Source organism: Billgrantia kenyensis (genome assembly GCF_013697085.1).
In the GTDB taxonomy this organism is placed as follows: Bacteria; Pseudomonadota; Gammaproteobacteria; order Pseudomonadales; family Halomonadaceae; genus Halomonas; species Halomonas kenyensis.
The window spans coordinates 19,864-43,251 of record NZ_JACEFT010000018.1 but is presented as its reverse complement, the minus strand read 5'-3'; the positions used below and the strand labels follow the sequence as shown (position 1 = coordinate 43,251).

Sequence of the window (23,388 nt, the reverse complement as noted above, 5' to 3'; positions counted from 1 at the left end):
GCCCCTGATGAAAATCGCGCTGCTGTCACGCAATCGCAATCTCTACTCCACGCGCCGCCTGGTGGAAGCCGCCGAGCAGCGCGGCCACAAGGTGCGAGTCATCGACACCCTGCGCTGCTACATGAGCATTGCCGCGCACCACCCTTCGATCCACTACAAGGGCGAGGAGATCGAGCGCTTCGACGCGGTGATCCCCCGTATCGGGGCCTCGATCACGTTCTATGGCTGCGCCGTGCTGCGTCAATTCGAGATGATGGGTACCTATGTACTCAACGACTCGGTGGCCATCACTCGCTCCCGAGACAAGCTGCGCTCACTGCAACTGCTGTCACGCAAGGGGCTGGGGCTGCCAATCACCGGCTTCGCCCACTCGCCGGACGACATTCCCGACCTGATCACCATGGTCAAGGGAGCCCCGTTGGTGATCAAGCTGCTGGAGGGCACCCAGGGCATCGGCGTGGTACTGGCCGAGACCAATCAGGCCGCCGAGTCGGTGATCCAGGCCTTCATGGGGATGAAAGCCAACATCATGGTGCAGGAGTACATCAAGGAGGCCCGCGGCGCCGACATCCGCTGCTTCGTCATCGGCGACAAGGTCGTCGCCTCGATGAAACGCCAGGCTGCCGAGGGTGAGTTTCGCTCCAACCTTCACCGTGGCGGAACCGCAAGCCTCATTCGCATTACCCCGGAGGAACGCTCCACCGCCATCCGAGCCGCAAAGTCCATGGGCCTCAGGGTAGCCGGCGTCGATCTGCTGCGTGCCAACCACGGCCCCGTGATCATGGAGGTCAACTCCTCGCCGGGCCTGCAAGGAATCGAGACGGCCACCGGCAAGGATATCGCCGGCTTGATCATCGAGCACATCGAGAAGAATGCCCTCGCTTCGCGTAAGGCGCCGCCCAAGCCCAAAGGGTAATTGCGAGAAATGCGCCTGTTTTTGTAGAAAGGCTACATATTTTGCCTGCCGGGGGTAGCAAAACAGTGTTTCCCCCGCCACAATCTGCGTCACCGGAGGAGGTGACCGCTCATGTTTCTCGACAATCGCCAAGTGGCGATGGACAGCGTATTGGAAGCGTTGGCCGACAGCATCGATTATTTCCAGGACAACCTTGAGCGCCTGCGCCCTTCCTTGCGCGAAACGCTCAAGCCTCACTACGAAACCCGGGCCAAGAACCTGAAGAAGCTCCAGGAACTGGCCCGACGGCACCTCAAGCTGCTTCCCCGGGACGCCGACGTCGAGCGTGATGACTACATGTGGCTGTGGAGTCGCCTGAAGAGCTTCGTCGGCAACGAAAGCCAGGTCGTCATAGGCGAGTTGCTGGAACAGGAGCGTGTGCTGATGCAGGCCCTGGCCACCCTCTATACCCACCCCTTGCCGAATCCGCTCGAGCCTGTGGTCGAGCAGTGCTGGAAGGATTGCCGTGGCCTCATTCGCGAGCTGTATCAGCTGCAGAAACAGCGTCGCCCTTGAGACCGAGACGGTATCCGTCGAGCGAGTTCTCGGACTCGACATCGAGCATCTGGCGCCAGGCCGGCGGGGCAATGTTGAGCGGCTCCAACGGCCCCAGGAAGTAGGGCTCGCGTCCCCAGAGATAGAGGTCACCCACGGTCGCCGCCCGAGCCATCCATTCACGCGCCTGCAACCGCCACACCCCCGCCACCGGGCGCGAAGGGGCGCTACAGCCACGCGCTTCGAGCCCCAGGGCATCGGCAATGAACAGCGCCCGCGGCAAGTGCCATTTCTGGGTGACCAGCAGTACCTGCTCGACGCCGAAGACATCACGCGCCCGCGCCAGGGTATCGAAGGTGCTGAACCCGGCGTAGTCGAGGGTCATGTCCTCGTCGCGCACGTGCTGGCTGCGCAGGTCGCGCCACATGGTAATGGGTTCGTTGTACTGGCGGGTGCGATTGTCGCCCGAGAGCAGCAGGTGCTCCACACGTCCCAGGCGAAGCAGCCGCGAGGCGGCATTGATGCGAGCATCGAAGTAGGGATTGCGCACCCCACTGCGGGTCCAGTGGGAAGTGCCGAAGACGATCCCGACACGCTCCGGGCCGCACAGCGGCAGGTCATGCTCGATGCGAGCATGGGTCTTGCCGAGCACCCACAGGTTGGCGCTGACGAACAGCAGCAGACCCAGCAACAGCAGTGCGCCGAGCGTCATCAAGACAAGCTTGAAGGATTTCCACAGCAGCGCCTGCATTGACCCTCACCGGACAGTAGAAAAACGCAAGCCGCAACCGAGCGTCGCAGGCTCAGGGCCAGGCTAGAACATGCCCAGCTCCAGCTTCGCCTCGTCGCTCATCATCTCACGGCTCCAGGGAGGATCGAAGACGATTTCGGTATGTACGCGGCTGATTTGTGGAGCCCCGAGGATCTTGTTGCGCGCATCGGCGGCGATCACGTCGCCCATGCCGCAACCGGGCGCCGTCAGGGTCATGCGGATGGTAACGATGCGCTCACCGGTGATCAGCCGTTCGATACGACAGCCGTAGACCAACCCCAGGTCGACGATATTGACCGGGATTTCCGGGTCGAAGCAGGTGCGCAGCTGATCCCAGACGAACTGCTCGATCTCCTCCTCGCTGGCACTCTCAGGCAGGGTCGGACGCGGCAGCGGCTCGAGGCCCAGGGCGTCTAGATTGCTGCCCTCGATCAGGTAGAGGCGACCCTCGAAACCCACGCTGACCGAGCTGCCCTTGGCCTGCATGACCGTGACCTCGCTGTCCTCGGGCAGCGAGATGGTCTTGCCGAAGGGAATCGAGATGACATCCACGTCGCGCTGCAGCGGCAGCGCCTGGCCCTTCTGCAGGGTGGTTATCTGCTCAATGCTGGACATGTCAGCGCACCATTCCTATCACCCGCTCCAAGGCTTCGACGAAGGTGTCGACCTCTTCCAGCGTGTTGTAGGCGGCAAACGAGGCCCGGCAGGTCGCCGTCACGCCGAAGTGAGCCAGCAGCGGCTGGGCGCAGTGATTGCCGGTGCGAATGGCCACTCCCAGTTGGTCGATCAGCAGCGCGATGTCCTGGGAGTGGGCGCCGTCGACGACAAAGGAGAGCACACCGGCCTTGTCCGGCGCCGTGCCCAGGATGCGCAGTCCGTTGATTCGCGACACCGCCGACGTCGCCCTTTCCAGCAGCACTGCCTCCCAGGCGCCGATGGACTCGAGCCCCACACCGCGAACCCAGTCCAGCGCCACGCCGAGCGCAATCACCTCGGCAATGGCCGGGGTGCCCGCCTCGAACTTGTGGGGGACATCGGCGAAGGTGGTCGGCACATCGAAGGAGACGCTCTTGATCATCTCGCCGCCACCCTGCCACGGCGGCATCGCCTCGAGCAGCTCGGCCTTGCCATATAACACGCCGGCCCCGGTGGGACCATAGACCTTGTGTCCGGAGAAGGCGTAGAAATCGGCATCAATGGCGCGTACGTCCACCGCCTGGTGCGGCGTGGCCTGGGCGCCGTCGACCAGGATCAGTGCACCGTGTTCATGGGCGATGGTCGCCATCTCGGCTACCGGATTGACGGTGCCGAAGGCGTTGGAGACATGGTTGACCGCCACCAGCCGGGTCTGCTCCGTGAACAGCCCACGATAGGCATCGAGATCGAGCACGCCACGCTCGTCCACCGGGATCACCTTGACCACGATGCCGAGCTGACTGGCCAGCAGCTGCCACGGCACGATGTTGGAGTGGTGCTCGAGCAGCGACACCAGCACTTCGTCGCCCGCCTTCAAGTTCGACCGGCCCCAACTGTTGGCCACCAGGTTGATCGCCTCGGTGGTACCGCGGGTGAAGACGATCTCGCGGCGATCCGCCGCGTTGAGGAAGCCACGCACCGTCTCGCGAGTCCCTTCATAAGCCGCCGTCGCTTCGTCGGCCAGGGTGTGCAGGCCACGGTGGATATTGGCGTTGTAGCGACTGTAATAGTCGCGGAAGGTATCGATCACCGCCAGCGGCGTCTGGCTGGTGGCGGCATTGTCGAAGTAGATCAACGGCCGGCCGTGGACCTGCCGCTCGAGGATCGGAAACTGGGCGCGAATCCCGGCCACGTCCAGGGCCGGTGCGTTGAGCGTTCGCTCGGTGGCCAGGTTGGTCATTCGCGTTCTCCTCGACTCACTCTTCGTTCAGGGCCACGGCGGCTTCCACCAGCCCGGCCAGGTTGAAACGCTCCGGCAGCTTGCCCGCCACTGCCAGCTCCACCCGTTCGGAGATGGCATCCAGATCGACCCGCTCCATCACCTCGCCGGCGAAGGCCAGGGTCAGCAGGCCGCGAGCGGTCTGCTCGTCGATGCCGCGGGTACGCAGGGCGTAGACCGCCTCTTCGTCGAGCTGCCCGGTGGTGGTGCCGTGGGAGCACTTGACGTCGTCGGCATAGATCTCGAGCTCCGGCTTGGCGTCGATCTCGGCGCGGTCGGAGAGCAGCAGGTTGGCATTGCTCTGGAAGCCCTCGATCTTCTGGCTGTCGCGCTTGACCACTACCTTGCCGTTGAACACGCCGCGGGCGCGATCGTCGAGGATGCCCTTGTAGTTTTCGTTGGAGAAGGTACGCGGGGCGTTGTGATTGGCCAGGGTGTGGTTGTCGATGTGCTGACGCCCCTGGCCGTAGAACAGCCCGTAGAAATTGGCCTCGGCGCCTTCGCCGTTGAGCTCGCTGATCAGGTCGTTGCGCACCAGGGCGCCGCCCAGGTTCAGGTTGAACGAGGTGTAGCGGCTGTCGCGGTTCTGCTCGACGTGAATGCTGGCCACGTGCAGGTCGCCGAGCGGTGCCTCCTGCAGCTTGTAATGGGTCAGGATCGCCCCGCGGTCAAGCATCAGCTCGGCCACCAGATTGGTGAAGTTGGCCGCTTCGTTCTCGCCGACATGATGCTCGATCAGCGTAGCCTGGCTGCGGGCGCCGGCCTCGACCAGAATGCGCGGGTGGCTCATCACCGGCTTGGCGTTGGCCCGCGACAGGAACTGCAGCACGATCGGCTTCTCCACCACGCTCCCCGGCGCCAGGCGCACCACGGCGCCCTCTTCCATGAAGGCGGTATTGAGCGCCGAGAACGGCGAGAAATCGACGCCGGTCAGACGCCCCAGGGGGCCACCCACCGCCTCGTGGTTGTCGGCCAGCGCCTGGGATAGGGGCACTACCGCCACGCCCCTCGGCAGCTCGCTCAGGTCGGACAGCCCTGCCGAGAACACGCCGTCGACGAAGGTCAGTCTGTGCGCCTCGATGGGCAGCGTGATCGCCGCCGCCGAGGCCTGGGAGAACTCGGCGCTGTCGGTCAGCGCGAAGTCGCCCCGGGCGATGGCACGCACGTCGGTGTACTTCCACGCCTCGACCCGGCGGTTGGGAAAGCCGAGCGCCTCGAAGCGGGCCGCCCCGGCCTGGCGCCGCGCGGCGATCCAGGTCGGCTCGGGCCCTTGTGATTCAGCGCGGCTGGCGCCGCGCTCGGCGAGGCGGTCGAGAAAGGCTTTCACCTCGCCTGACTGCTGTTCGACATCGCTCATGCGGCAGACTCCTCCACGACCCAGTCGTAGCCGCGGGACTCGAGCTCGCGGGCCAGCTCGGCGTCGCCGCTCTTGGCGATGCGGCCGTCGACCAGCACGTGAACATGATCGGGCACGATATAGTCGAGCAGGCGCTGATAGTGCGTCACCAGCAGGATGGCGCGCTCCTCGCCGCGCAGGGAGTTGACGCCGTCGGCCACCACGCGCATGGCATCGATGTCGAGGCCGGAGTCGATCTCGTCGAGCATGGCCAGCTTGGGCTGCAGCACCAGCATCTGCAGGATCTCGTTGCGCTTCTTCTCGCCGCCGGAGAAGCCCTCGTTGACGGCGCGCTGCAGGAAGCTGGCATCCATCTTCATCTGCGCCAGCTTCTCCTTGACCAGCTTGAGGAACTCGGGCGCCGGAAGCTCACCCTCACCGCGCGCCTCACGCTGGGCGTTGAGCGCCGCCTTGAGCAGGTAGATATTCTTCACGCCGGGGATCTCCACCGGGTACTGGAAGCCCAGCAGCAGGCCCGCCTGGGCACGCTCCTCGATCTCCATCTCCAGCACGTCGCGACCTTCGAAGGTGACGGAGCCTGAAGTGACCTCGTAGCCCTCCTTGCCCGCGATCACCGCCGAAAGGGTCGACTTGCCGGCCCCGTTGGGGCCCATGATGGCGTGCACTTCCCCGGCGTTGATGGTCAGGTTGAGGCCCTTGAGGATGTTCTTGCCTTCCACCTTGACGTGCAGATCCTTGACTTCGAGCATCTTGAGTACCTTTTCGATTCTGGCGAGCCGCCGCAGCGACCCGAAAAAATTGGCTGAGTGGGGCCTGCCGCGAGGACCTTAGCCCACCGCTCCCTCGAGGGTCACGTTGAGCAAGGCTTCGGCCTCCACGGCAAACTCCATCGGCAGCTCCTGGAACACGTCCTTGCAGAAGCCGTTGACGATCATGCTCACCGCGTCCTCCTCGGAAATACCGCGGCTCTGGCAGTAGAACAGCTGGTCCTCACCGATCTTCGACGTGGTCGCCTCGTGCTCGATGGTCGCGGTGCTGTTGCCGATCTCCTGGTAGGGGAAGGTGTGCGCGCCGCACTGGTCGCCGATCAGCAGCGAGTCGCACTGGGTGAAGTTGCGCGCGCCCTTGGCCCGCGGGCCGATCTTGACCAGGCCGCGATAGGACTGGTCGCTGCGCCCGGCGGAGATGCCCTTGGAGACGATATAGGAGCGCGTGCCCTCGCCGATGTGGATCATCTTGGTGCCGGTATCGGCCTGCTGGCGGCCGTTGGTCACCGCCACGGAGTAGAACTCGCCGATGCTGTCGCGGCCGCGCAGCACGCAGGAGGGGTACTTCCAGGTGATGGCGGAGCCGGTCTCGACCTGGGTCCAGCTGATGCGCGAACGGTCGCCGCGACAGTCGCCGCGCTTGGTGACGAAGTTGTAGATGCCGCCCTTGCCGTCCTCGTCGCCGGGATACCAGTTCTGCACCGTGGAGTACTTGATGTAGGCGTCGTCCAGCGCCACCAGCTCGACCACGGCGGCGTGAAGCTGGTTCTCGTCGCGCATCGGCGCGGTGCAGCCCTCCAGGTACGATACCTGGGCGCCCTCCTCGCAGATGATCAGGGTGCGCTCGAACTGCCCGGTATTGGCGGCGTTGATGCGGAAGTAGGTGGAGAGCTCCATGGGGCAGGTGACGCCCTTGGGCACGAACACGAAGGAGCCATCGGTGAATACCGCCGAGTTGAGCGCGGCGAAGTAGTTGTCGGCCACCGGCACCACCGTACCCAGGTACTGCTTGATCAGCTCCGGGTAGTCGCGGATCGCCTCGGAGATCGAGCAGAAGATCACCCCCGCCTCGTGCAGCTTCTCCTTGAAGGTGGTGGTCACCGACACGGAGTCGAACACCGCGTCCACCGCCACGCCGGCCAGGGCCGCGCGCTCGTGCAACGGAATGCCCAGCTTCTCGTAGGTCTCGAGCAGCTTGGGATCGACCTCGTCGAGGCTCTGGGGGCGATCTTCGGGACGCTTGGGCGCGCTGTAATAGGAGATCGCCTGGTAGTCGATGGGCGGATAGTCCAGGTGCGCCCAGGAGGGCTCCTTCATCTTGAGCCACTGATGGTAGGCCTTGAGGCGCCACTCCAGCATCCACTCGGGCTCACCCTTCTTGTTGGAAATGAAGGCAATCACACTCTCGTCGAGCCCCGGGGGTACCGTCTCGCTCTCGATGTCCGTTACGAACCCTTCTTTGTATTCGCGACGGACCAGCTGTTCCATTTCCTGACTTGCCATGGTCTCTCCCCTCCCGGGCGGTTGGGCCGGCGAGCGAGCTCGCCTCGGGTAATGAATCCGGTTCGGTGGCTCAGGCCGTGTCGGCGGCAAGGCTCACGCTCTGTATGGGTAGCTGCACCGGCAGCTTGATCGGCGCGCTGTCGGCCAGGTGGGCCAGGGTCACGCTATCGAGCAGGGTGCGCACGGCCAACGATACGCGCTGCCAGTTGTCGGAGACGCCGCAAGTGGCCAGCAGATCGCAGTCGCCCTCGGCGTGGCTGCATTCGGTCATGGCTACCGGCCCCTCGATGGCAGTGATGATGTCGATGGCCGTGATCCTCGAAGCCGGGCGTGCCAGGGAATACCCTCCCTGAGCGCCACGGCGTGACTCCAGCAGCCCCGCCTTGACCAGCATCTTCAAGGTCTTGCTCACCGTCGGGTGGGGCAGCTGCACGGTCTCGGCCAGTTCCGTCGCCGCGTGGGGCTGATCGGGATGCCGCGCGATCTGCGCCAGGATCACGGCGGCATAATCGGTTAGCCGGGATAGTTTCAGCATGCCTGACTCCTGAAAGATGCGAGTGCGCCAAAGCCCCCGCACTCCATTTGGGACCATTTTAGTCCTGTATGATTCCGATGTGAAGACCTGAAGCGACCAGGAGCTCGGTAAGCGTGAGATAGCAGCATGATCGAAGCCATTCCAATGAATAAATGGAATCATTCTCATCAATAGAGTTTACCCTTACCGCTTGCGATAGACACCGGCCACTACAAGCGACTCAGCCGGTCGGTGCGGGTATCTCGACTCTCGTTGCCTTTGAAACTGGCGAGTATGGTCCGGATTCGTCAGACTTGGGGGGAGGGTTAGCGGCATCGGCCAAGGAACCACTGAACGCCACATTGACGAGGCACCCCATGCGCAATCTCAAACTCGACCGCATCGATCGCATGTTGCTCGAAGCCCTGCAGCAGGACGCCCGTCTTACCACCGCCGAACTGGCAGAGCTGGTGAATCTCTCCCCCTCCCCCTGTGCACGCCGTATTCGCCGGCTCGAACAGGCTGGCGTCATCACGCGCTATCGTGCCGAACTGGACAAGGCCCTGCTCGGCTTGACCCTGACACTGTTCGTTCAGGTGCGCCTGAAGCACCACAGGCAGGACCAGATAGCTGAATTCGAGGACACCGTGCGCAGCATGCCGGAAGTCATTCAGTGCCACAGCGTCTCCGGCCATTTCGACTACCTGCTCCAGGTCATCGCTGCCGATATCCATGGCTTCGAGCAATGGCTGCGTCAGCTTCACCAACTCAAGGAGGTCAGCTCCGCGGACAGTACTTTCGCAATACGCACGATCAAGGAAAGCGGCGCCCTGCCCTTGTCCGACCGCTGAGGCGCCAGGTAAACCGGGCACACGAGAAAAGCGAACGGATGAATAAAGTATGTCGAAAGCTCCCATAACCGTATTCGGCGGGACTGGCTTTCTGGGCGCTCAGGTGGTGCACGAACTCGTGGATGCGGGGCACGCCGTACGCATTGCGGCTCGCCACCCGACCCTTCCCGGGTGGGCCGAGCCCAGCGACCCGCTCGAAACCGTGAGTGCCGATATCTGCAGCGAAGCCGATGCGAGACGCGCTCTCGAGGGCGCACGCGGAGTGGTCAACGCCGTTAGCCTGTATACCGAGAATCGCCAGTTGAGCTTCCAGGGGGTGCATGTGGAAGGCGCGGGGCGCCTCGCCAGCCTGGCCCGGTCGGAGGGAGTCGAGACCTATATCCAGCTCTCCGGGATCGGCGCTGCTGCAAATTCTCGCTCCCGCTATGTCAGGGCCAGGGGGAAAGGGGAATCCAGCGTCATCGAAGTGTTCCCCAAGGCGGTGATCCTGCGACCAAGCGTGATGTTCGGACCCAACGATGCCTTTCTCAGCCGCCTGGCCGGCTTGACACGACTCCCCGTGATACCGCTATTCGGGCACGGGGAAACTCGCCTGCAGCCGGTGCATGTAAGGGACGTCGCCCGTGCCATCGTGCGCTTGTTGGGCGAGTCGCCGCCGCGGAGACGCCTGTTCGAGCTGGGCGGTCCGGACATCATGAGTTACCGCGAGGTGCTGCAATTGCTCATGGCCTATCTGGGGCGGGAGCGCTGGCTTCTGCCCTTGCCGTTCCCCCTCTGGCATCTCGCCGCGCTGATGGCATCGCCGCTGGCCAGTCCACCTTTGACCCGCGATCAGGTCGTGATGATGGCGTCCGACAACACGGTCGGCGAAGAGGTCGGCACCTTTACCGACCTCGATATCCTGCCGCGTTCGCTGCGCGATGCCCTACCCGAGTGCCTTGAGGCTCATGCGTCGCCATCGTCTTCATCGGGGTAGAAGTCCAGGTCCTCCAGCCTGCCCAGCGCCGCGGTCGCGATGTTGGCCAGGTGAGCCGCCACCCGCTTGTAATGCCGCGCCAACAGCGAGTAGGCCACGGCCTCGTGGAACTCCACCTTGTCCTCGTCCCGGAACAGCTCCTTGATCAGGCGATCGCAATGGGGCCGCACCTCGCGAGCCACCATCAAGGCCTTGCGCGCACTTGCCTCGTCGGACTTGTCCGCCGCCTTGATGACCAGACCGAACATGTCGGCCACTTTGGAAGCAACCAGGTCCAGTGGCTCCTGGTACTTGGTGACATGGAAGCCTTCGCGGTAGAAGTGCCCGACTTCGAAGACATTCTTGCAGTAGTCGCCGATGCGCTCTGCATCCTTGGCCACGCTCATCAATGCCAGGCAGATCGCCACATCATGCCCGGGGTTGACGGTCAGGTGGCGCAGGATCTTGCGCCGGATCGATCGCTCGAGCTCATTGATACTGCGGTCCCGCTCGTAGAGGGGCTCCCGCACCTGGTCTGCGGGTGCGGAACTGTGCAGCACCTCATTGGCACGATCGAACATCCAGGCGCCGTCATGCAGCATCTGGGTGAGATCCTCAAAGGCCAGGTTGATGGTGTTTTCTGAGGTCAGGGCGCTGAATAGCTGACGAAACATCGAGGAGACTCCTGAAACAGCGCGCTCAGCGCAGGCTCGTGAACAGTTCGACGGCGCCGATTCCCAGCAGCGGTATTACCAGGAATACGCCAATCAGGAAAACGAAGGCATAGCGGGTCTGGCGCGCCGCCAGCTTGCCATACCAGGTGGCCACCTTGAGAGGAATATAACGCAGCGGCCACCAGATAGCGGTACCGGTGAGGTTGAAGATGACGTGGAACAACGCCACCGTCATCGCCGCCGCCACCGGGTTGGCGGTCGCGGCCAGCACGCTGGTCACGGTGGTGCCCAGGTTGGCCCCCATCATGAACGGCAGCACGCGCCGCAGGCGCACCACGCCGGCCCCGGCCAGGGGTACCATGAGGCTGCTGGTAATGGTGCTCGATTGCACCAGGACGGTGGAGACCAGGCCAACGCCATAGGCGCGTGCGTCGCTGCGGAAGAAGTAGGTGCGGAAAAGCCCATCCATGTGCCGCAACAGCGCACCACGCAGGTTCTGTACCATGAAGATCAACGCGGTGAACATCAGCAGCATGCCGAGGCCGGCGACCAGCAGGCCCTGGGCAGCCGGTGTTGGCGTCAACCAGCCACCGACCATGTTGAACAGATCGACGATCGGCTGGGTGATCACCTTGATCGGACTGTTCGGGCGTGCCACCTCCTCAAGGCCGATCAATTCGGTCAACCATGCGGCGAACCGCGAGAACATGCCCCGCCCCGCCTCGTGGAACAGGCCGCTGATCAGCTCCAGCGGGAACACCACGAGGACGGTGAGGATATTGAAGAAGTCATGCATCAGCGCCGCGGTAAAGGAGCGCTTGAAGTTGCGCTTGATGCGCACGTTGGCCAACGCCACGATCACTCCGGTGACCGCAGTACCGATGTTGGCCCCCATGATGGCGAATACGGCGGTGCCCAAGGTCATCTCACCGCTGGCCACCAGGGTCACGATCAACGCCGATGTGAACGAGGAGCTCTGCACGATCATGGTGACCAGGACACCGGCAAGCAGCGCGATGAACGGGTTCTCGCCATAGGCGAAGAGCTGGCTCAGGAAGTCACTGGCCTGGCCGAAGGTGCCCAGGCCGGAACCAAGCACATTCAGGGCCGCCAGGAAGAAGTACAGGCAGAGTCCGGCATAGATGCCACGCATCCAGGCCGGCACTTCGCGAACCGGCTCACGGGCCAGGGCCGCGCGCTGGGACTCGCTGGAGGAAGGGGGTGGTTTCGACATCAAGTGGCCACTTGCTCTCTGCATGGAAATGTGTCGGTTGCATGACAACCTGACTGCTGCGGGCGAACGGTAAACGTCGGATATGACAGTTTCATGACAGCACGGCCACTACTCGCCGATATCCTCGTTCCACAGCTCGGGCGAGGCTTCGATGAAGCGTTTCATCATATCGATGCACTCTTCGAGCTGCATGACCTCGACCTCGACGCCACGGGCGCGCAACAGTTCCTCCTCGCCGAGGAATGTTCGGTTCTCGCCGATGACGACGCGGGGAATGCCATAGAGCAGAATCGCCCCGCTGCACATGGCGCAGGGCGACAGGGTGGTGTAGAGAGTGGAGTTGCGATAGACAGCCGCCGGCTGGCGCCCCGCGCTCTCGAGCGCATCCATCTCCCCGTGGAGCACGCTGCTGCCGGCCTGGACTCGGCGATTGTGGCCCCGACCGAGAATCTGTTCGCGATGTACCAATACCGAACCGATGGGTATCCCTCCCTCGGCCAGCCCCTGACGGGCCTCTTCGATCGCCGCTTGCATGAAGCGATCCATGGCGGCAGCCTCCTGTGTCGATGTCCTTGCGAGCCTCGTCGTGACCATAGCAAATCCCGCTGGGTGCTGCCCGCGATGGCCTCAGGTTCATTATTGCCAGCGCCAACCGTGGCGTTCCCACCACTCCTGTGCAATGGCGCGATTCTCGGCGTTGGCGCCCTCGTTCAGCGTTTCCGTCAGGCGAACATAGTCACCCTCGGTCTGTGCCATCAGTTGGGGGTCCTGGGTGGCCAGCTGCAGGGCATAGAGCAGCAGCATCAGTTCGTAGGAGTCATCGGTCTCGATCAGCGCAAACAGTAGCGGTATGGCCGGCTCCCCGATCTGGCCCAAACTTTCCGCTGCGATGTACCACACCCGCGGGTGATCCTCGCCGCCGTAGACATCGACGAAGCGCCTGTCGGCCAGACGGCTGATGTAATAGTGAGCTTCATCCATTTCCGAGCCGAAGTGAGGCGGAACCCAGAATCGATCTTCACGCGAGGTGCCAACCACAGCAGGACTTGGCTCTGGCGACAACGCCTGCTCGGAAGGGCCCGGATCCTCTGCGGGCGGGGTCGGTTCAGCCTGCGGTGCCGAGCGTGAGGTGCAGCCGCCCAACAGCAGCAGCAGGATCATGACAGTTGCCAATCTCGAATACGCCATCTCGTACTCCGGAGCATGCTAGAGTTTGCTGCGCTGTTTTACGCGTTTGCGCGGCCGCTGGCTAGCCCCCAGGCCAGCAGCCGCGCACGAGAGTACAATCGTTGTCGGAAGGTTGGTGACATTAACAAGACCAGGAGCCGCATGTCGCATCTCACTCGGTCGATCGGGCTGGCTCGCCTGAAGAACACCCTCCAGACCCTGTTGATCGTGGCCAGCCTGGCGCTGGTCCTGGCCCTACCTGGCTACCTGCTCACGGGAATCCCCGGAGTATTGGTGAGCCTGATCGTGGTGGCAATTGTCGTTCAGATCACCGGTTGGGTTCCCGCACGCCTGGTCCTGGCCAGCTCCGGCGCGGGACTGCTGCGGCGACATCAGGCTCCCACCCTGTACCAGGCACTCGATGTGCTCTATCAGCGCGCCGGCCTCGAGCAGCCACCGCAGCTGTACTACACCCCTTCCCCTGAACTCAATGCCTTTACCGTGGGCGGCCCCCGTGAAGGAGGGATCGCCTTGACCGAAGGGCTGGTGCGGACACTGGACCTGGCTCAGCTTGTCGGGGTCCTGGCGCATGAAGTCAGCCATCTCCGTCATGGCGATACCCGCGTCATGTCCATGGCGGCCGCCATGACCCGACTGACCCTGTGGCTAGCCTTGCTGCTGCAGATCTCCCTTCTGGTGATGCTGCCAAGCCTGGTCGCCGAAGGCGAGCCGCTGCCGTGGCTGGCGCTGCTGGCAGCCGCCTGTGCCCCCACGCTCAGCAGCCTGCTGCAGCTGGCGCTGTCGCGTCGTCGGGAATACAGTGCCGACCTGGAAGCCGTCGCACTGACCGGTGACCCCTATGCGCTCGCCTCGGCCCTGACCGTCCTGGAGCGTCATCATGGCGCCTGGTTGATGACGATGTTTGGACGCCGACCGCCGGCCTGGCTCGACTGGCTGCGCACCCATCCGCCCACCCGGGAGCGCATCCGTCGCCTGCTGGCACTCGTTAAAGGCTCTCATGTCAGCGTCTCCCCCACCCACCGCGACGACGCCGCGAGACCCGTGATACTCGAGCGTCCCGGGCCGCTGGGAAGGCGCTACTGGATCGTACGACGCCGCTGAGCTGCGTGCGGGCAAGCGCTGCCCCTATGCTCCACCAGCCTATGGACGACTGACCTCGTAGGCCTGCTGGTCGACATGCTCTTGTCGCTTCTGGGCCAGGTAGCTCGCCTCATCCTGCTCACGAAGCTGTCGAGGGTAGCGGTCGATAGCCGCGAAATAGGCTGCCAGGCGTTCGGCAAACCGCTCGGGCTCGGGTACTTTCAGCGTATCAAGGTGCACCGACAGCCCCAGGTAGAAGTGCATCACGTTGCGCTCGATCATCCCGGGCAGCCCCCCGACATATTGTGGCTGGCCATCCGGCCCCTGGGACTCGACGGTGAAACCCACGCGGTTACGTCCACCAAAGGCAAAGTATGCCCTCAAGGCGAGTCGCGCCGTGGTGCCAAATGCCAGGGAGTAGCGCAGGCTGATCAAGCTGTGCACGGCATCGTCGGGGATCGCCTGCAGGTGGAGCAGGAAGTCCCGCATGGCGTAGGGCCCTCTCGCTCCCTCGAGCCGGATCGCCATGTAGTTGTCACTCAGGGCGGTCGTCCGCAGCAGAAGGTCCAGGCGCTCAGCCTCGGCGATCGACTCCTCGAGACGCCCCACGTACAGCTGCAAGGCCCCAGCCGCCGCCGAGTCATCCGGCAGGCAGGCCTTGACGTTGGGGTGCAGGAAAAGGATCTCGCACCAGGCCGCAGCGGTATCAAGCGCCGTGGCCAGCCTATCGAAAGGGTGAGCGACCCGTGCATGGACGCTGCCGCTGACCGAATAGCGTCGCTCCTCCGAGGAGACATGAACAGGCTGTGCAAAGGGCGAGAGGGCCACGATCGCCCCCCACTGGTCCCGCAAGGTGTCCTGGGCCAGCGCCGAGGAGAGCGGCGAACAAGCCAGCAGCAGGCCAAGCAGCAGCGCCTGCAGGGTGTGAGTGCCTCGACAACTTCGGGTTGGCCCGGTTGACGGGGATGTGCAACAGCGGCGCATCAGGGCTCGCGTCACAAGGGAGACTTCGTCAGCATAGCCGCAGGGCGGCTTTCCCGCTTGGCTGGCTCAGCGCATTACGCCAGTTTCACTGAAAGGGACGTCTCGCAGCAGCAGACTTATGCCGTAGGCACATACCCGGTACCAGACGGGAATCGAGTAATGCTCTTCGACGGGCCATCTCCGAATTATACTGACGCCGTCAATTCAATCAGTGAGGGCGTCATGGAACACTTTCTTGTCGACGTTTACGCCGTTGACCCCCGGGGGCACGACATGCATCTGGGTGGTGGCCTGTTCCAGGCCCCGAGCTCCAAGGCAGCCGAGGACATGGCTACCGAAGAGTACTGGCGACCGCAGCTGGCCAACCAGGGATTCGATATCGGTTTCCACACCGACTTGCCTGGCACCGGCAAGAGGGTCAAGGTACTGTAGCGACTCCGAGCTTCCCCTCGCACACCCCAGCGAGCCCCCTCGGTCGGTCACAACCAGCATCGGTTAAAGATCGACCGGCGATACTCAGCCCGGCGCCAGCATCGAATCATGGGATATTGCCATTGGCGGCGCCAGCGCCGCCACTCCTCCCGGTCAGCCGTCGGCAAGTACCTTCGCAAGTGCCCGAGCCAGTATCGGAGCCAGGTGTACCGCATTGCTTTCATGGGCAATGGTGTCGGTACTCCAGACCTTACCCACTCCAGCTCGGCGAATCACCTCAAGCGCGTCGCCGGCAAACAGCGCATGAGTGACCGCGACATCTACCCCGGCAGCCCCGGCTGCGAGCAGTTGCTCGGCAGCGCGGGCCAGGGTTCTTCCAGAACTGGCAACGTCATCCAGCAGAACGACCCGGCGCCCGGCGATGGGCAGCTCCGGCAACGCGATCTCCACGTCACGGTCGCCATGCCGCACCTTGGTGCACACGCCGAACTCCATCCCCGCCACCTTTGCGGCACTTTCCACCCACTGCGCCGATTCAGCATCAGGTCCCAGCAACAGCGCATCCCCCTGCTGGTTGGCAAGCATTTCGCCAAGCTGGGGGGCGCCTGACAACGCGACGGCATGGCGCAGCGGTACTGCCTGGTCAAGTCGCTCGATACGATGCAAATGAGGATCGACGGTAAGCAACGCATCGAAGAGTTCGGCAAGAAAGCCCCCCACCAGGCGCTGGCTGACCAGCTCACCCGGGTTGAAGGCAATATCCTGGCGCATGTAGGCCAGGTAGGGCGCTACCAGCACCAGCCGCTTGACCCCCTGTTCACGCGCATGACGGGCCAGCAGCATCAGCTCGACCAACTTGTCGTTGGGTCGGTCCAGGCTACGGTAGACCACCAGGGTATCGGGCAGCTTCCCCATCGGAAGTCGAAGACAGAGTTCGTCATCGGGGAAACGGTGACACTCCATCGGGTAAGCATCGATGTCGGCCGTCGAGGCCAGGCGCTGGGCGGGAGGGGCCTCCGCATTGAAATAGAGCAAGGCTGCGTGCATCAGAACTCCACGTTCATGCGGTTGATTTCATCTGCCTGGCCAATACCGTAGCCGCTGTCACGCTCGCTGCACTGGTGGGCAAAACTGCGCTCGCTGCGATAGGCAGCATGGACTCGGTATAGCGGCTGCCCCTGCTCGACCCGATCACCGATCCTGGCTAACAGGTCGACCCCGGCCCCTCTGGCCTTGGGCGCACCGGCCAGCCGCGCGATCCGTGCCAGCCTCAGGTTGTCGATGGCGTTGACCACGCCGGCCTCGGGGGCAAGCACTTCGAACTGATGCGGCGCCAACTCGGGTTTTTCCAGGTCGAACGGCTTCTCCCCCTGGGCGCGAATGATCGCCTGCATCTTCTCCAGTGCACGCCCGGAATCGAGAATGTCGCGGGCGATGCCGAAACCGTCGCCGCCTCGGATATCCGGGTCGAACTCAAGCATTCGTCCCGCCAGGCGCAGTGACTTCAGGCGCAGGTCCATCGGCGCATCAGGGTGGTTGGTGAGTACTTGCATCACGTCCCGGGCCTCCAGCACCGGACCGATGCCGCGCCCGATCGGCTGGCTGCCGTCAGTGATTACCACGTCCAGCACCAGCCCCATGCGACTGGCCACGAATTCGAACAGCTTACGCAGCCGGCGTGCCTCGGGCATGCTGCGCACCTTGGCGTGGGGCCCGACAGGGATGTCCAGCAGCAGGTGCGTTGAGCCGGCCGCCACCTTCTTGGACAGAATGGAGGCCACCATCTGGCCAGGCGAGTCGATGGAGAGCGGTCGCTCCACGGCGATAAGCACGTCATCGGCCGGCGAAAGCTCGCTGGTCCCGCCCCAGGCCATGCAGCCACGGTGAGTACGCACCAACTTACCCAGCTCATCGAAGGGTAGTTCAACCTTGGCCAACACCTCCATGGTATCGGCGGTACCCGAGGGAGAGGTGATCGCCCGCGATGAGGTCTTGGGGCAGAGCAGACCGTGAGCCGCCACGATGGGGACCACGAGCATCGAAGTTCGGTTGCCGGGTATGCCGCCGATACAGTGCTTGTCAACCACCGGATGCTCGTGCCAGTCGAGCCGTCGCCCCACCCGGGCCATGGCGTCACTGAGGAAAAAGATCTCTTCGCGATCCAGCTCACCCAACTCGCAGGCCACCACGAAGGCCGTGAGTTCGATCTTGGAATAACGCAACTCGGCTATGTCGTGCACGATCTCGCGCAGGTCCTTGCGGGTCAGGCGCTCACCGGCGATCTTGCGGCGCAGGGCCGGAATCGACACCGGCGGTTCCGCCTGGGATACGCTGACCGGGTGCCCCTCCTCCACCCCGAGCAGGACGAAGGCATCTTCGGAAAGGCCTAGCTGGGTATGTCCGACGATGGCGGTATCGTCCACCACGTTAAGGGTCGCAAGGATGCGCTGCCCGTTCGCCCGGACCTCCACCTTGGACAGCGCCTGGAAGCCTTCGGCCCGGTACAGGTCGCACTCGCGATGGAGGTAGGCGACATTCTCGCGATAGGTATCTATCGCCACGCGACATAGCGCAAGCGGCAGGCCTGTCTCCTCATTGGTCTCGTTGCTGGTAGTGGAGCAGGAGGGGGTCTCGTTCATGCGGCGCACTATCTTCGGCTGATAAGTCGTGCCAGTCTGCCTCATTTCATGCTGGCTGTGCAGCACCATGGCCAACGCTCATGACTCAGGACAAGCCCCTCGGCAAACGACAGGATCGTGTTGTATGGCGAAGGCATGGCACACGAAACGTCAACATGCCGCTATGCTCCGAGGAACGAAAGACAAAAGAAGGAGGCAGCATGAAGTTCGCCATCATGGGTAGCGGCGGTGTCGGTGGCTATTTCGGCGCTCGCCTGGCCGAAGCCGGTGAAGACGTGACCTTCATTGCCCGCGGCCAGCACCTGGCCGCCATGCAGCAGCAGGGACTTCGCGTAAGCAGCATCAAGGGCGATGTTGTCCTGAATCCGGTAAAGGCTACGGACGATCCCGCCACACTGGGCGAAATGGATTGTGTGATCGTGGCCGTCAAGGCGTGGCAGGTGCGCGAGGCGGCAGAGGCCATTCGCCCGCTGGTTGGTCCCGGTACCATGGTGCTGCCCCTGGAGAACGGTGTCGAGGCGGCTGCCACCCTGGTCGACGTCCTGGGTGAGGCCTCGGTACTGGAGGGACTGTGCGGCATCCTGGCCTGGCGTGAAGCGCCGGGACATATACGCCATGCCGGCGTGGATCCTTTCGTGCGCTTTGGGGAACGTGACAATCACAGCAGCGAACGAACGGCACACCTCAAGGCCGTCTTCGACACCGCGCATGGCCTCAACGCAGAGATCCCCGACGACATTCACGTCGCCCAGTGGAGCAAGTTCATGTTCATCTGCGCCATGAGCGGCATCGGCAGCATTACCCGGGCGCCCATCGGGGTGACCCGCCAACTGCCTGAAACCCGCGCCCTCATCCAGGCCATGCTCGAGGAAATCGACCAGGTGGCACAAAGCCACGGAGTCGCCTTTCCCGCTGATGCCGTCTCGCGAGCGATGCAGTTCATCGATGCCATGCCCGCCGACAGCACTTCCTCCATGCAGCGCAGTATCATGGCCGGCGAGCCATCAGAGCTGGAGTCCCAGAATGGCGCCGTAGTGCGCCTGGGCAAGGCCGCCGGGGTGCCTACGCCAGTCAACGCCATGGTTTATGCCGCCCTGCTGCCGCAGGAGCGGGCGGCGAGGAATGAGTTGCCGGCTACACACGAGCAGGGCTGAGACTGGCTCGCGTCACGCTACGTTGACGCAGCGTCAGACGAGAGGGCTCCAGACCGACCCCAGCAAGGCAAGTGCAGCGGTTAACCGACCGGCTCCAAGGGGCTCCAATCCGTGCGATTGGCCAGGAACTCGGGGCGTGGACGATTGCCGCAGAAAGGCTCCAACAGGCCGTTCTCGACGCTGTTGTAAACGAAGAACAAGTTGCTGCGCGGCCAGCATGACATGTTGATATTGGACCCGTGCATGGTGTTGCACTCGAACATGACCAAAGTGCCGGCCGGCCCCTTCGGCGCTTCGATCTCGCCCTTGAGCATCAGCTCGCGCAGGCTGGTGTTGTCGGGCACGCCCACGTCCTGGCTCTTGAGCGACTCCTTGTAGTTATCCGTTGGCGTGCGGCCGACGCAAGGCACGAAATACTTGTGCGAGCCCGGTATCAGCATCAGCGGGCCATTGAACTCGCCGTTGTCGGTCAGCACGATGGAGCAGCTCAGAGAGCGCATGCGCGGCATGCCGTCCTCGCTGTGCCAGGTCTCGAAATCGGAGTGCCAGTCGAAGCCCTTGCCCTTGAAGCCGGGCTTGTAATTGATCCGCGACTGGTGAATGTAGATGCCCTTGCCCAGCAGCTGCTCGACCATAGCCAGGAGCCGCGGGTCACGGGTCAGGCGACTGAAGCGCTCGGAAATCTCATGGATACCGAAGATCGAGCGTATCTCCTCGCGCCCGGGCTCGAGTACGGTACCTTCGGAAAGTTTGAGATCTTCATCCTCTTCGTAGTCACGCAGCTCCTGGATAAAGGCATCCATCTCCTCTCGGTCAAAAAAACCCTCGAACGAGAGAAAGCCTTTTTCCTCGTATTCGCTAATCTGCTTCTCACTCAGCGGCCCCTCGGCACGCTCTGCCTGCTCGGTGAAAACCACCGGATCGATGCGCTCGAACATGCCTAGCTTGCGCTCCAGGCGCGTAGGAAAGAGATCCTGAACATCCCTTTTCATCGCTTCCTCCTCCTTGATCTAAGCGAAACGCCATTCTATTGGCTGGTAGCCTACTCACCGTAGACGGGCAAAGGTTCGCATGCAAAGCGAGTTTGTATCCGCTTTTTTCCCCAAGGAAAAGTCAGCGTAATCAAGAGGAAAAGCGGCCCCGATTATGTGCCGAATCGCTTACCCAGAGTCAGGAAAAGTGGTTTGGATGGAGTGCAAGGGAGACAGGTTACCGGTGCCCGTAGACTCAACCATGCAACACAGCGACATCGGTCAGCACGGAGACATTGCCTCCGTGCTGTAACAGCCCTTCGACATACCAGCCCCGATCAACTGCGACGATAGGTACCGATCAGTCGATTCATACCCAACAGATGCGGCTCGAGCTGCTTGAGAACCTCCCCGATTCCGAGCCCTTCGGGCAGGTCGGTGGGCTTGTCCAGCGCCAGCACCCAGAAGTAATAGTGATGCTGGCCATGCCCCTCCGGCGGCATGGGGCCAGCGTAACCGACCTTGCCGAAGTCGTTCTTCCCGCTTGTACCCTCACTGGCGCCTTCGGCCAGAGAAGTGGTCGAGCCCGGCAGGTTGTAGAGCAGCCAGTGAACGAAGCCGTAGCTTCCGTGCTGGACAAGGGGGGCATCAGGGTCATGGCAGATTACCGCATACCCCTTGGTGCCCTCGGGGGCATCACGCCAGCTCAACGGCGGCGAGAGATCCTCTCCTTCACCGGTGTGGCGGGCAGGGATGGCGCCATGCGCCTCGAAGGCAGCGCTTTCCAACTGCATGTCCGAAAGTGCGAAGGCCATTAGCGTGGTTCCTCCTGTCTGCGGATAAAGCGGAAGGGTGCCGGAACAGCGTCGGAAAAAGCCGTTAGACTGTCAAACATGAAACGACTTCTGATCGTGGCCCACGCGCCCTCGCCCAATACCCAACGCCTGCGCGACGCCGCCGAGCGCGGCGCACGCCACCCTGATATCGAGGCGGTAGAAATCAGTGTCAAGGCACCGCTGGAGGCGGGCCCCGAGGACGTGACTGCCTGCGACGCGATACTTCTTGGCACTACCGAGAATCTGGGGTACATGAGCGGCGCGCTGAAGGATTTTTTCGACCGCAGCTATTATCCCGTACTGGGAGAGAAACAGGGGCTGCCCTGTGCGCTCTACGTGCGTGCCGGGCACGACGGCACCGGCACACGCCGAGCCGTTGAGAGCATCGTCACGGGCCTGCGCTGGCGCTGGGTGCAGGCGCCGCTGCTATTGCGCGGAGACTGGCAGGAAGACTTCGAAGACCAGGTAGAGGAGCTAGGTCTCTACCTGGCGGCAGGACTCGAGGCCGGCGTGCTCTAGCCCACCAACCAGATATCGGAGGCCTTCCGCGAGCAAAAAACGGGCATGCCCGTAGGCACGCCCGTGGCTGACCGCTTGATGGCAACCGGTGTCAGCTGCTGCACGACCCGCAGCAAACCCCTGGCTCACCATGCTTGGCCTGCTTCTCCGCGTCGGCGCTGATGGCTTCGCCTGCATTGGCGTCTGCAGCTGGCGTCTCAGGCTCAAACGTCTGAACGGCTTGCTTGTCTTCTACCTTGGCTTTCTTGAACAGGTCCTTGAGCCCCATGAGAGTCCCCTCGCAGTAAACTTAAAAGATGCAAAACACATGCATCTTATTGATCCTCCCTCATGGCGTCAACGCATCAAGGAAAGCGGCCCCGCCCTGGTGGAGCGAGGCCGCAGCGGGGCTGACGGCAAAATCAGTGAACCAGCTTATTTCAAGCGTTCGAAGACCGTCGCCACCCCTTGTCCCATGCCGATGCACATGGTGGCCAAGCCGAGGGTAGTCTGCTGCTGCTGCATGACGTTGAGCAGCGTGGTGCAGATCCGCGAGCCGGAGCAACCCAGCGGGTGGCCGAGGGCGATGGCGCCCCCATTGAGGTTGACCTTGTCATCCATGGCATCGAGCAGGCCAAGGTCCTTGAGCACCGGGAGCCCCTGGGCGGCGAAGGCCTCGTTGAGCTCGACGGTCTGGATATCGTCGACGGTCAGGCCGGCGGCCTTGAGCGCTTTCTTGGAGGCCGGCACCGGACCATAACCCATGATCGAGGCGTCACAGCCAGCCACCCCGGTGGAGAGCACCTTGGCGATGGGCTCGAGGCCCAGCGTCTGGGCGCGTTCGTAGCTCATCACCGCCATCGCCGAGGCGCCCACCGATAGCGCCGAGGAGGTACCGGCGGTAACAGTACCATTGCGCGGATCGAAGACCGGCTTGAGACCGGCCATCGACTCCAGGCTGGCATCGGCGCGAATCACCTCGTCACGGTCGACCCGCACGCGGAAGCCGTTGGCATCGTGACCCTCTACGCCGACGATCTCGTTGTCGAAGCGGCCGGACTCCAGCGCCGCCTGGGCACGTTGGTGGGAGCGCACGCCGAACTTGTCCTGCTCCTCGCGGCTGATGCCGTGCATCTTGCCCAGCAGCTCGGCGGTCAGGCCCATCATCATGGCGGCCTTGGCGGCGTACTTGCTGGCCGCGGGGTTGACGTCGACGCCGTGGGCCATGGGCACGTGCTCCATGTGCTCGACGCCACCGATGACGTAGAAGTCGCCCATGCCGGCCTTGATGTTGGCCGCGGCAATGTGCAGCGCGGTCATCGAGGAGCCACACAGACGGTTGACCGTCTGCGCCGGCACCGTACGCGGAATGCCGGTCATGATCGCTGCGTTGCGGGCAATGTTCATCGACTGCTCGAGGGTCTGGTTGACGCAGCCCCAGATCACGTCGTCGACTTCATTCGGATCGAGCCCGGCGTTGCGATCGAACAGTGCCTGCATCACCGCAGCGGAGAGGTTCTCGGCGCGCACGTTGCGGAAGGCGCCGTTCTTGGCCTTGGCCATGGCGGTACGGACGCCGTCGACCACCACGATGTCTCTCGGATTCAAACTCAT

The 23,388-nt window shown here is 63.3% G+C and carries 26 protein-coding genes; 8 read left to right on the top strand and 18 right to left on the bottom strand.

Translation table 11 applies throughout. The features are described 5' to 3' along the window. The first annotated feature begins 7 nt into the window (after nucleotides 1-7). Nucleotides 8-916, top strand: a complete 909-nt coding sequence (rimK, locus tag H1D44_RS13965) for a 30S ribosomal protein S6--L-glutamate ligase (protein ID WP_181515467.1) — start codon at nucleotides 8-10, stop codon at nucleotides 914-916. A gap of 111 nt (nucleotides 917-1,027) precedes the next feature. Next, a complete protein-coding gene (locus tag H1D44_RS13960) occupies nucleotides 1,028-1,471 on the top strand; it encodes a hypothetical protein (RefSeq protein WP_181515466.1) in 444 nt (147 codons plus the stop codon). Here the strand turns inward: H1D44_RS13960 and H1D44_RS13955 are convergent. From H1D44_RS13955 to H1D44_RS13925, 7 genes are all read right to left on the bottom strand, one after another. After that, nucleotides 1,428-2,201 carry a SanA/YdcF family protein gene (locus tag H1D44_RS13955; protein ID WP_181515465.1) on the bottom strand — a complete coding sequence of 258 codons (774 nt, stop codon included), beginning with the start codon at nucleotides 2,199-2,201 and terminating at the stop codon, nucleotides 1,428-1,430. The two genes, H1D44_RS13960 and H1D44_RS13955, sit on opposite strands and share 44 nt — an antisense overlap. 63 nt (nucleotides 2,202-2,264) lie before the next feature. After that, nucleotides 2,265-2,837, bottom strand: a complete 573-nt coding sequence (gene sufT, locus H1D44_RS13950) for a putative Fe-S cluster assembly protein SufT (RefSeq protein ID WP_181515464.1) — start codon at nucleotides 2,835-2,837, stop codon at nucleotides 2,265-2,267. 1 nt (nucleotide 2,838) lies between these two features. Next, nucleotides 2,839-4,098 (bottom strand): aminotransferase class V-fold PLP-dependent enzyme, encoded by a 1,260-nt coding sequence (locus H1D44_RS13945; RefSeq protein ID WP_275299100.1) that lies wholly within the window; start codon nucleotides 4,096-4,098, stop codon nucleotides 2,839-2,841. Between the two features lie 16 nt (nucleotides 4,099-4,114). Next, entirely contained in the window at nucleotides 4,115-5,494 is a 1,380-nt protein-coding gene (sufD, locus tag H1D44_RS13940) for a Fe-S cluster assembly protein SufD (protein ID WP_220128096.1), read from the bottom strand. Then, nucleotides 5,491-6,243, bottom strand: a complete 753-nt coding sequence (gene sufC / locus H1D44_RS13935; RefSeq protein WP_181515463.1) for a Fe-S cluster assembly ATPase SufC — start codon at nucleotides 6,241-6,243, stop codon at nucleotides 5,491-5,493. The genes sufD and sufC overlap by 4 nt, the downstream gene beginning before the upstream one ends. Before the next feature lie 78 nt (nucleotides 6,244-6,321). After that, on the bottom strand, nucleotides 6,322-7,764 hold the full coding sequence (gene sufB, locus H1D44_RS13930; RefSeq protein WP_181515462.1) for a Fe-S cluster assembly protein SufB: 1,443 nt from the start codon (nucleotides 7,762-7,764) through the stop codon (nucleotides 6,322-6,324). Between the two features lie 70 nt (nucleotides 7,765-7,834). Beyond that, nucleotides 7,835-8,299 (bottom strand): SUF system Fe-S cluster assembly regulator, encoded by a 465-nt coding sequence (locus tag H1D44_RS13925; RefSeq protein ID WP_181515461.1) that lies wholly within the window; start codon nucleotides 8,297-8,299, stop codon nucleotides 7,835-7,837. A gap of 356 nt (nucleotides 8,300-8,655) precedes the next feature. Here H1D44_RS13925 and H1D44_RS13920 point away from each other — a divergent pair, with 356 nt between their 5' ends. Next, a complete protein-coding gene (locus tag H1D44_RS13920) occupies nucleotides 8,656-9,129 on the top strand; it encodes an Lrp/AsnC family transcriptional regulator (protein ID WP_181515460.1) in 474 nt (157 codons plus the stop codon). Nucleotides 9,130-9,178: 49 nt separating this feature from the next. Further along, entirely contained in the window at nucleotides 9,179-10,105 is a 927-nt protein-coding gene (locus H1D44_RS13915) for a complex I NDUFA9 subunit family protein (RefSeq protein WP_181515459.1), read from the top strand. Here H1D44_RS13915 and H1D44_RS13910 read toward each other — a convergent pair. From H1D44_RS13910 to H1D44_RS13895, 4 genes are all read right to left on the bottom strand, one after another. Continuing rightward, entirely contained in the window at nucleotides 10,075-10,758 is a 684-nt protein-coding gene (locus H1D44_RS13910) for a phosphate signaling complex PhoU family protein (RefSeq protein WP_181515458.1), read from the bottom strand. The two genes, H1D44_RS13915 and H1D44_RS13910, sit on opposite strands and share 31 nt — an antisense overlap. 25 nt (nucleotides 10,759-10,783) lie before the next feature. After that, the gene (locus H1D44_RS13905) at nucleotides 10,784-11,992 is read right to left on the bottom strand and encodes a Na/Pi symporter (RefSeq protein WP_181515457.1); all 1,209 of its coding nucleotides are present in this window, start codon (nucleotides 11,990-11,992) and stop codon (nucleotides 10,784-10,786) included. A 108-nt stretch (nucleotides 11,993-12,100) separates the two neighbouring features. Continuing rightward, complete coding sequence (locus H1D44_RS13900) at nucleotides 12,101-12,538, bottom strand: nucleoside deaminase (protein ID WP_181515456.1); 438 nt, start codon at nucleotides 12,536-12,538, stop codon at nucleotides 12,101-12,103. A gap of 90 nt (nucleotides 12,539-12,628) precedes the next feature. Beyond that, complete coding sequence (locus H1D44_RS13895; protein ID WP_181515455.1) at nucleotides 12,629-13,180, bottom strand: hypothetical protein; 552 nt, start codon at nucleotides 13,178-13,180, stop codon at nucleotides 12,629-12,631. 141 nt (nucleotides 13,181-13,321) lie between these two features. Here H1D44_RS13895 and H1D44_RS13890 point away from each other — a divergent pair, with 141 nt between their 5' ends. After that, nucleotides 13,322-14,281, top strand: coding sequence for a zinc metalloprotease HtpX (locus H1D44_RS13890; protein ID WP_181515454.1), 960 nt, complete (start codon nucleotides 13,322-13,324; stop codon nucleotides 14,279-14,281). A 39-nt stretch (nucleotides 14,282-14,320) separates the two neighbouring features. Here the strand turns inward: H1D44_RS13890 and H1D44_RS13885 are convergent, their stop codons facing one another. Further along, complete coding sequence (locus tag H1D44_RS13885) at nucleotides 14,321-15,244, bottom strand: hypothetical protein (protein ID WP_181515453.1); 924 nt, start codon at nucleotides 15,242-15,244, stop codon at nucleotides 14,321-14,323. A 222-nt stretch (nucleotides 15,245-15,466) separates the two neighbouring features. On the opposite strand from H1D44_RS13885, the gene H1D44_RS13880 reads away from it, so the two are divergent. Next, nucleotides 15,467-15,676: a hypothetical protein gene (locus tag H1D44_RS13880; protein WP_181515452.1), complete on the top strand. Its 210-nt coding sequence runs from the start codon at nucleotides 15,467-15,469 to the stop codon at nucleotides 15,674-15,676. A 153-nt stretch (nucleotides 15,677-15,829) separates the two neighbouring features. Here H1D44_RS13880 and H1D44_RS13875 read toward each other — a convergent pair whose 3' ends face one another. Beyond that, nucleotides 15,830-16,723 (bottom strand): ribose-phosphate diphosphokinase, encoded by an 894-nt coding sequence (locus H1D44_RS13875; RefSeq protein WP_181515451.1) that lies wholly within the window; start codon nucleotides 16,721-16,723, stop codon nucleotides 15,830-15,832. Continuing rightward, nucleotides 16,723-18,315: a thymidine phosphorylase family protein gene (locus tag H1D44_RS13870; RefSeq protein ID WP_238984536.1), complete on the bottom strand. Its 1,593-nt coding sequence runs from the start codon at nucleotides 18,313-18,315 to the stop codon at nucleotides 16,723-16,725. Before H1D44_RS13870 ends, H1D44_RS13875 begins: the two co-directional genes overlap by 1 nt. Before the next feature lie 200 nt (nucleotides 18,316-18,515). Here H1D44_RS13870 and H1D44_RS13865 point away from each other — a divergent pair, with 200 nt between their 5' ends. Next, nucleotides 18,516-19,469: a 2-dehydropantoate 2-reductase gene (locus H1D44_RS13865; RefSeq protein ID WP_181515450.1), complete on the top strand. Its 954-nt coding sequence runs from the start codon at nucleotides 18,516-18,518 to the stop codon at nucleotides 19,467-19,469. Nucleotides 19,470-19,549: 80 nt separating this feature from the next. Here the strand turns inward: H1D44_RS13865 and thpD are convergent, their stop codons facing one another. Then, a complete protein-coding gene (gene thpD, locus H1D44_RS13860) occupies nucleotides 19,550-20,461 on the bottom strand; it encodes an ectoine hydroxylase (RefSeq protein WP_181515449.1) in 912 nt (303 codons plus the stop codon). A gap of 317 nt (nucleotides 20,462-20,778) precedes the next feature. Continuing rightward, nucleotides 20,779-21,255, bottom strand: a complete 477-nt coding sequence (locus H1D44_RS13855) for a YbhB/YbcL family Raf kinase inhibitor-like protein (RefSeq protein ID WP_181515448.1) — start codon at nucleotides 21,253-21,255, stop codon at nucleotides 20,779-20,781. 78 nt (nucleotides 21,256-21,333) lie between these two features. On the opposite strand from H1D44_RS13855, the gene H1D44_RS13850 reads away from it, so the two are divergent. Then, nucleotides 21,334-21,795 (top strand): flavodoxin family protein, encoded by a 462-nt coding sequence (locus H1D44_RS13850; RefSeq protein ID WP_181515447.1) that lies wholly within the window; start codon nucleotides 21,334-21,336, stop codon nucleotides 21,793-21,795. A gap of 91 nt (nucleotides 21,796-21,886) precedes the next feature. On the opposite strand, the gene H1D44_RS13845 is transcribed toward H1D44_RS13850, so the two are convergent. Both H1D44_RS13845 and fadA read right to left on the bottom strand, forming a co-directional pair. Further along, the gene (locus H1D44_RS13845; RefSeq protein ID WP_181515446.1) at nucleotides 21,887-22,063 is read right to left on the bottom strand and encodes a CCGSCS motif protein; all 177 of its coding nucleotides are present in this window, start codon (nucleotides 22,061-22,063) and stop codon (nucleotides 21,887-21,889) included. 146 nt (nucleotides 22,064-22,209) lie between these two features. Next, the gene (gene fadA / locus H1D44_RS13840) at nucleotides 22,210-23,388 is read right to left on the bottom strand and encodes an acetyl-CoA C-acyltransferase FadA (RefSeq protein ID WP_181515445.1); all 1,179 of its coding nucleotides are present in this window, start codon (nucleotides 23,386-23,388) and stop codon (nucleotides 22,210-22,212) included.

Coding starts and splice junctions, on each gene's coding strand:
- sufT (WP_181515464.1), bottom strand. CDS start 2,837: ATGTCCAGCATTGAGCAGATAACCACCCTGCAGAAGGGCCAGGCGCTG.
- sufD (WP_220128096.1), bottom strand. CDS start 5,494: ATGAGCGATGTCGAACAGCAGTCAGGCGAGGTGAAAGCCTTTCTCGAC.
- thpD (WP_181515449.1), bottom strand. CDS start 20,461: ATGAAAAGGGATGTTCAGGATCTCTTTCCTACGCGCCTGGAGCGCAAG.
- H1D44_RS13880 (WP_181515452.1), top strand. CDS start 15,467: ATGGAACACTTTCTTGTCGACGTTTACGCCGTTGACCCCCGGGGGCAC.
- H1D44_RS13905 (WP_181515457.1), bottom strand. CDS start 11,992: ATGTCGAAACCACCCCCTTCCTCCAGCGAGTCCCAGCGCGCGGCCCTG.
- rimK (WP_181515467.1), top strand. CDS start 8: ATGAAAATCGCGCTGCTGTCACGCAATCGCAATCTCTACTCCACGCGC.
- H1D44_RS13900 (WP_181515456.1), bottom strand. CDS start 12,538: ATGGATCGCTTCATGCAAGCGGCGATCGAAGAGGCCCGTCAGGGGCTG.
- H1D44_RS13920 (WP_181515460.1), top strand. CDS start 8,656: ATGCGCAATCTCAAACTCGACCGCATCGATCGCATGTTGCTCGAAGCC.
- sufC (WP_181515463.1), bottom strand. CDS start 6,243: ATGCTCGAAGTCAAGGATCTGCACGTCAAGGTGGAAGGCAAGAACATC.
- H1D44_RS13845 (WP_181515446.1), bottom strand. CDS start 22,063: ATGGGGCTCAAGGACCTGTTCAAGAAAGCCAAGGTAGAAGACAAGCAA.
- H1D44_RS13925 (WP_181515461.1), bottom strand. CDS start 8,299: ATGCTGAAACTATCCCGGCTAACCGATTATGCCGCCGTGATCCTGGCG.
- H1D44_RS13960 (WP_181515466.1), top strand. CDS start 1,028: ATGTTTCTCGACAATCGCCAAGTGGCGATGGACAGCGTATTGGAAGCG.
- H1D44_RS13890 (WP_181515454.1), top strand. CDS start 13,322: ATGTCGCATCTCACTCGGTCGATCGGGCTGGCTCGCCTGAAGAACACC.
- H1D44_RS13945 (WP_275299100.1), bottom strand. CDS start 4,098: ATGACCAACCTGGCCACCGAGCGAACGCTCAACGCACCGGCCCTGGAC.
- H1D44_RS13910 (WP_181515458.1), bottom strand. CDS start 10,758: ATGTTTCGTCAGCTATTCAGCGCCCTGACCTCAGAAAACACCATCAAC.
- H1D44_RS13855 (WP_181515448.1), bottom strand. CDS start 21,255: ATGGCCTTCGCACTTTCGGACATGCAGTTGGAAAGCGCTGCCTTCGAG.
- sufB (WP_181515462.1), bottom strand. CDS start 7,764: ATGGCAAGTCAGGAAATGGAACAGCTGGTCCGTCGCGAATACAAAGAA.
- H1D44_RS13955 (WP_181515465.1), bottom strand. CDS start 2,201: ATGCAGGCGCTGCTGTGGAAATCCTTCAAGCTTGTCTTGATGACGCTC.
- H1D44_RS13870 (WP_238984536.1), bottom strand. CDS start 18,315: ATGAACGAGACCCCCTCCTGCTCCACTACCAGCAACGAGACCAATGAG.
- H1D44_RS13850 (WP_181515447.1), top strand. CDS start 21,334: ATGAAACGACTTCTGATCGTGGCCCACGCGCCCTCGCCCAATACCCAA.
- H1D44_RS13895 (WP_181515455.1), bottom strand. CDS start 13,180: ATGGCGTATTCGAGATTGGCAACTGTCATGATCCTGCTGCTGCTGTTG.
- H1D44_RS13915 (WP_181515459.1), top strand. CDS start 9,179: ATGTCGAAAGCTCCCATAACCGTATTCGGCGGGACTGGCTTTCTGGGC.
- fadA (WP_181515445.1), bottom strand. CDS start 23,388: ATGAGTTTGAATCCGAGAGACATCGTGGTGGTCGACGGCGTCCGTACC.
- H1D44_RS13885 (WP_181515453.1), bottom strand. CDS start 15,244: ATGCGCCGCTGTTGCACATCCCCGTCAACCGGGCCAACCCGAAGTTGT.
- H1D44_RS13875 (WP_181515451.1), bottom strand. CDS start 16,723: ATGCACGCAGCCTTGCTCTATTTCAATGCGGAGGCCCCTCCCGCCCAG.
- H1D44_RS13865 (WP_181515450.1), top strand. CDS start 18,516: ATGAAGTTCGCCATCATGGGTAGCGGCGGTGTCGGTGGCTATTTCGGC.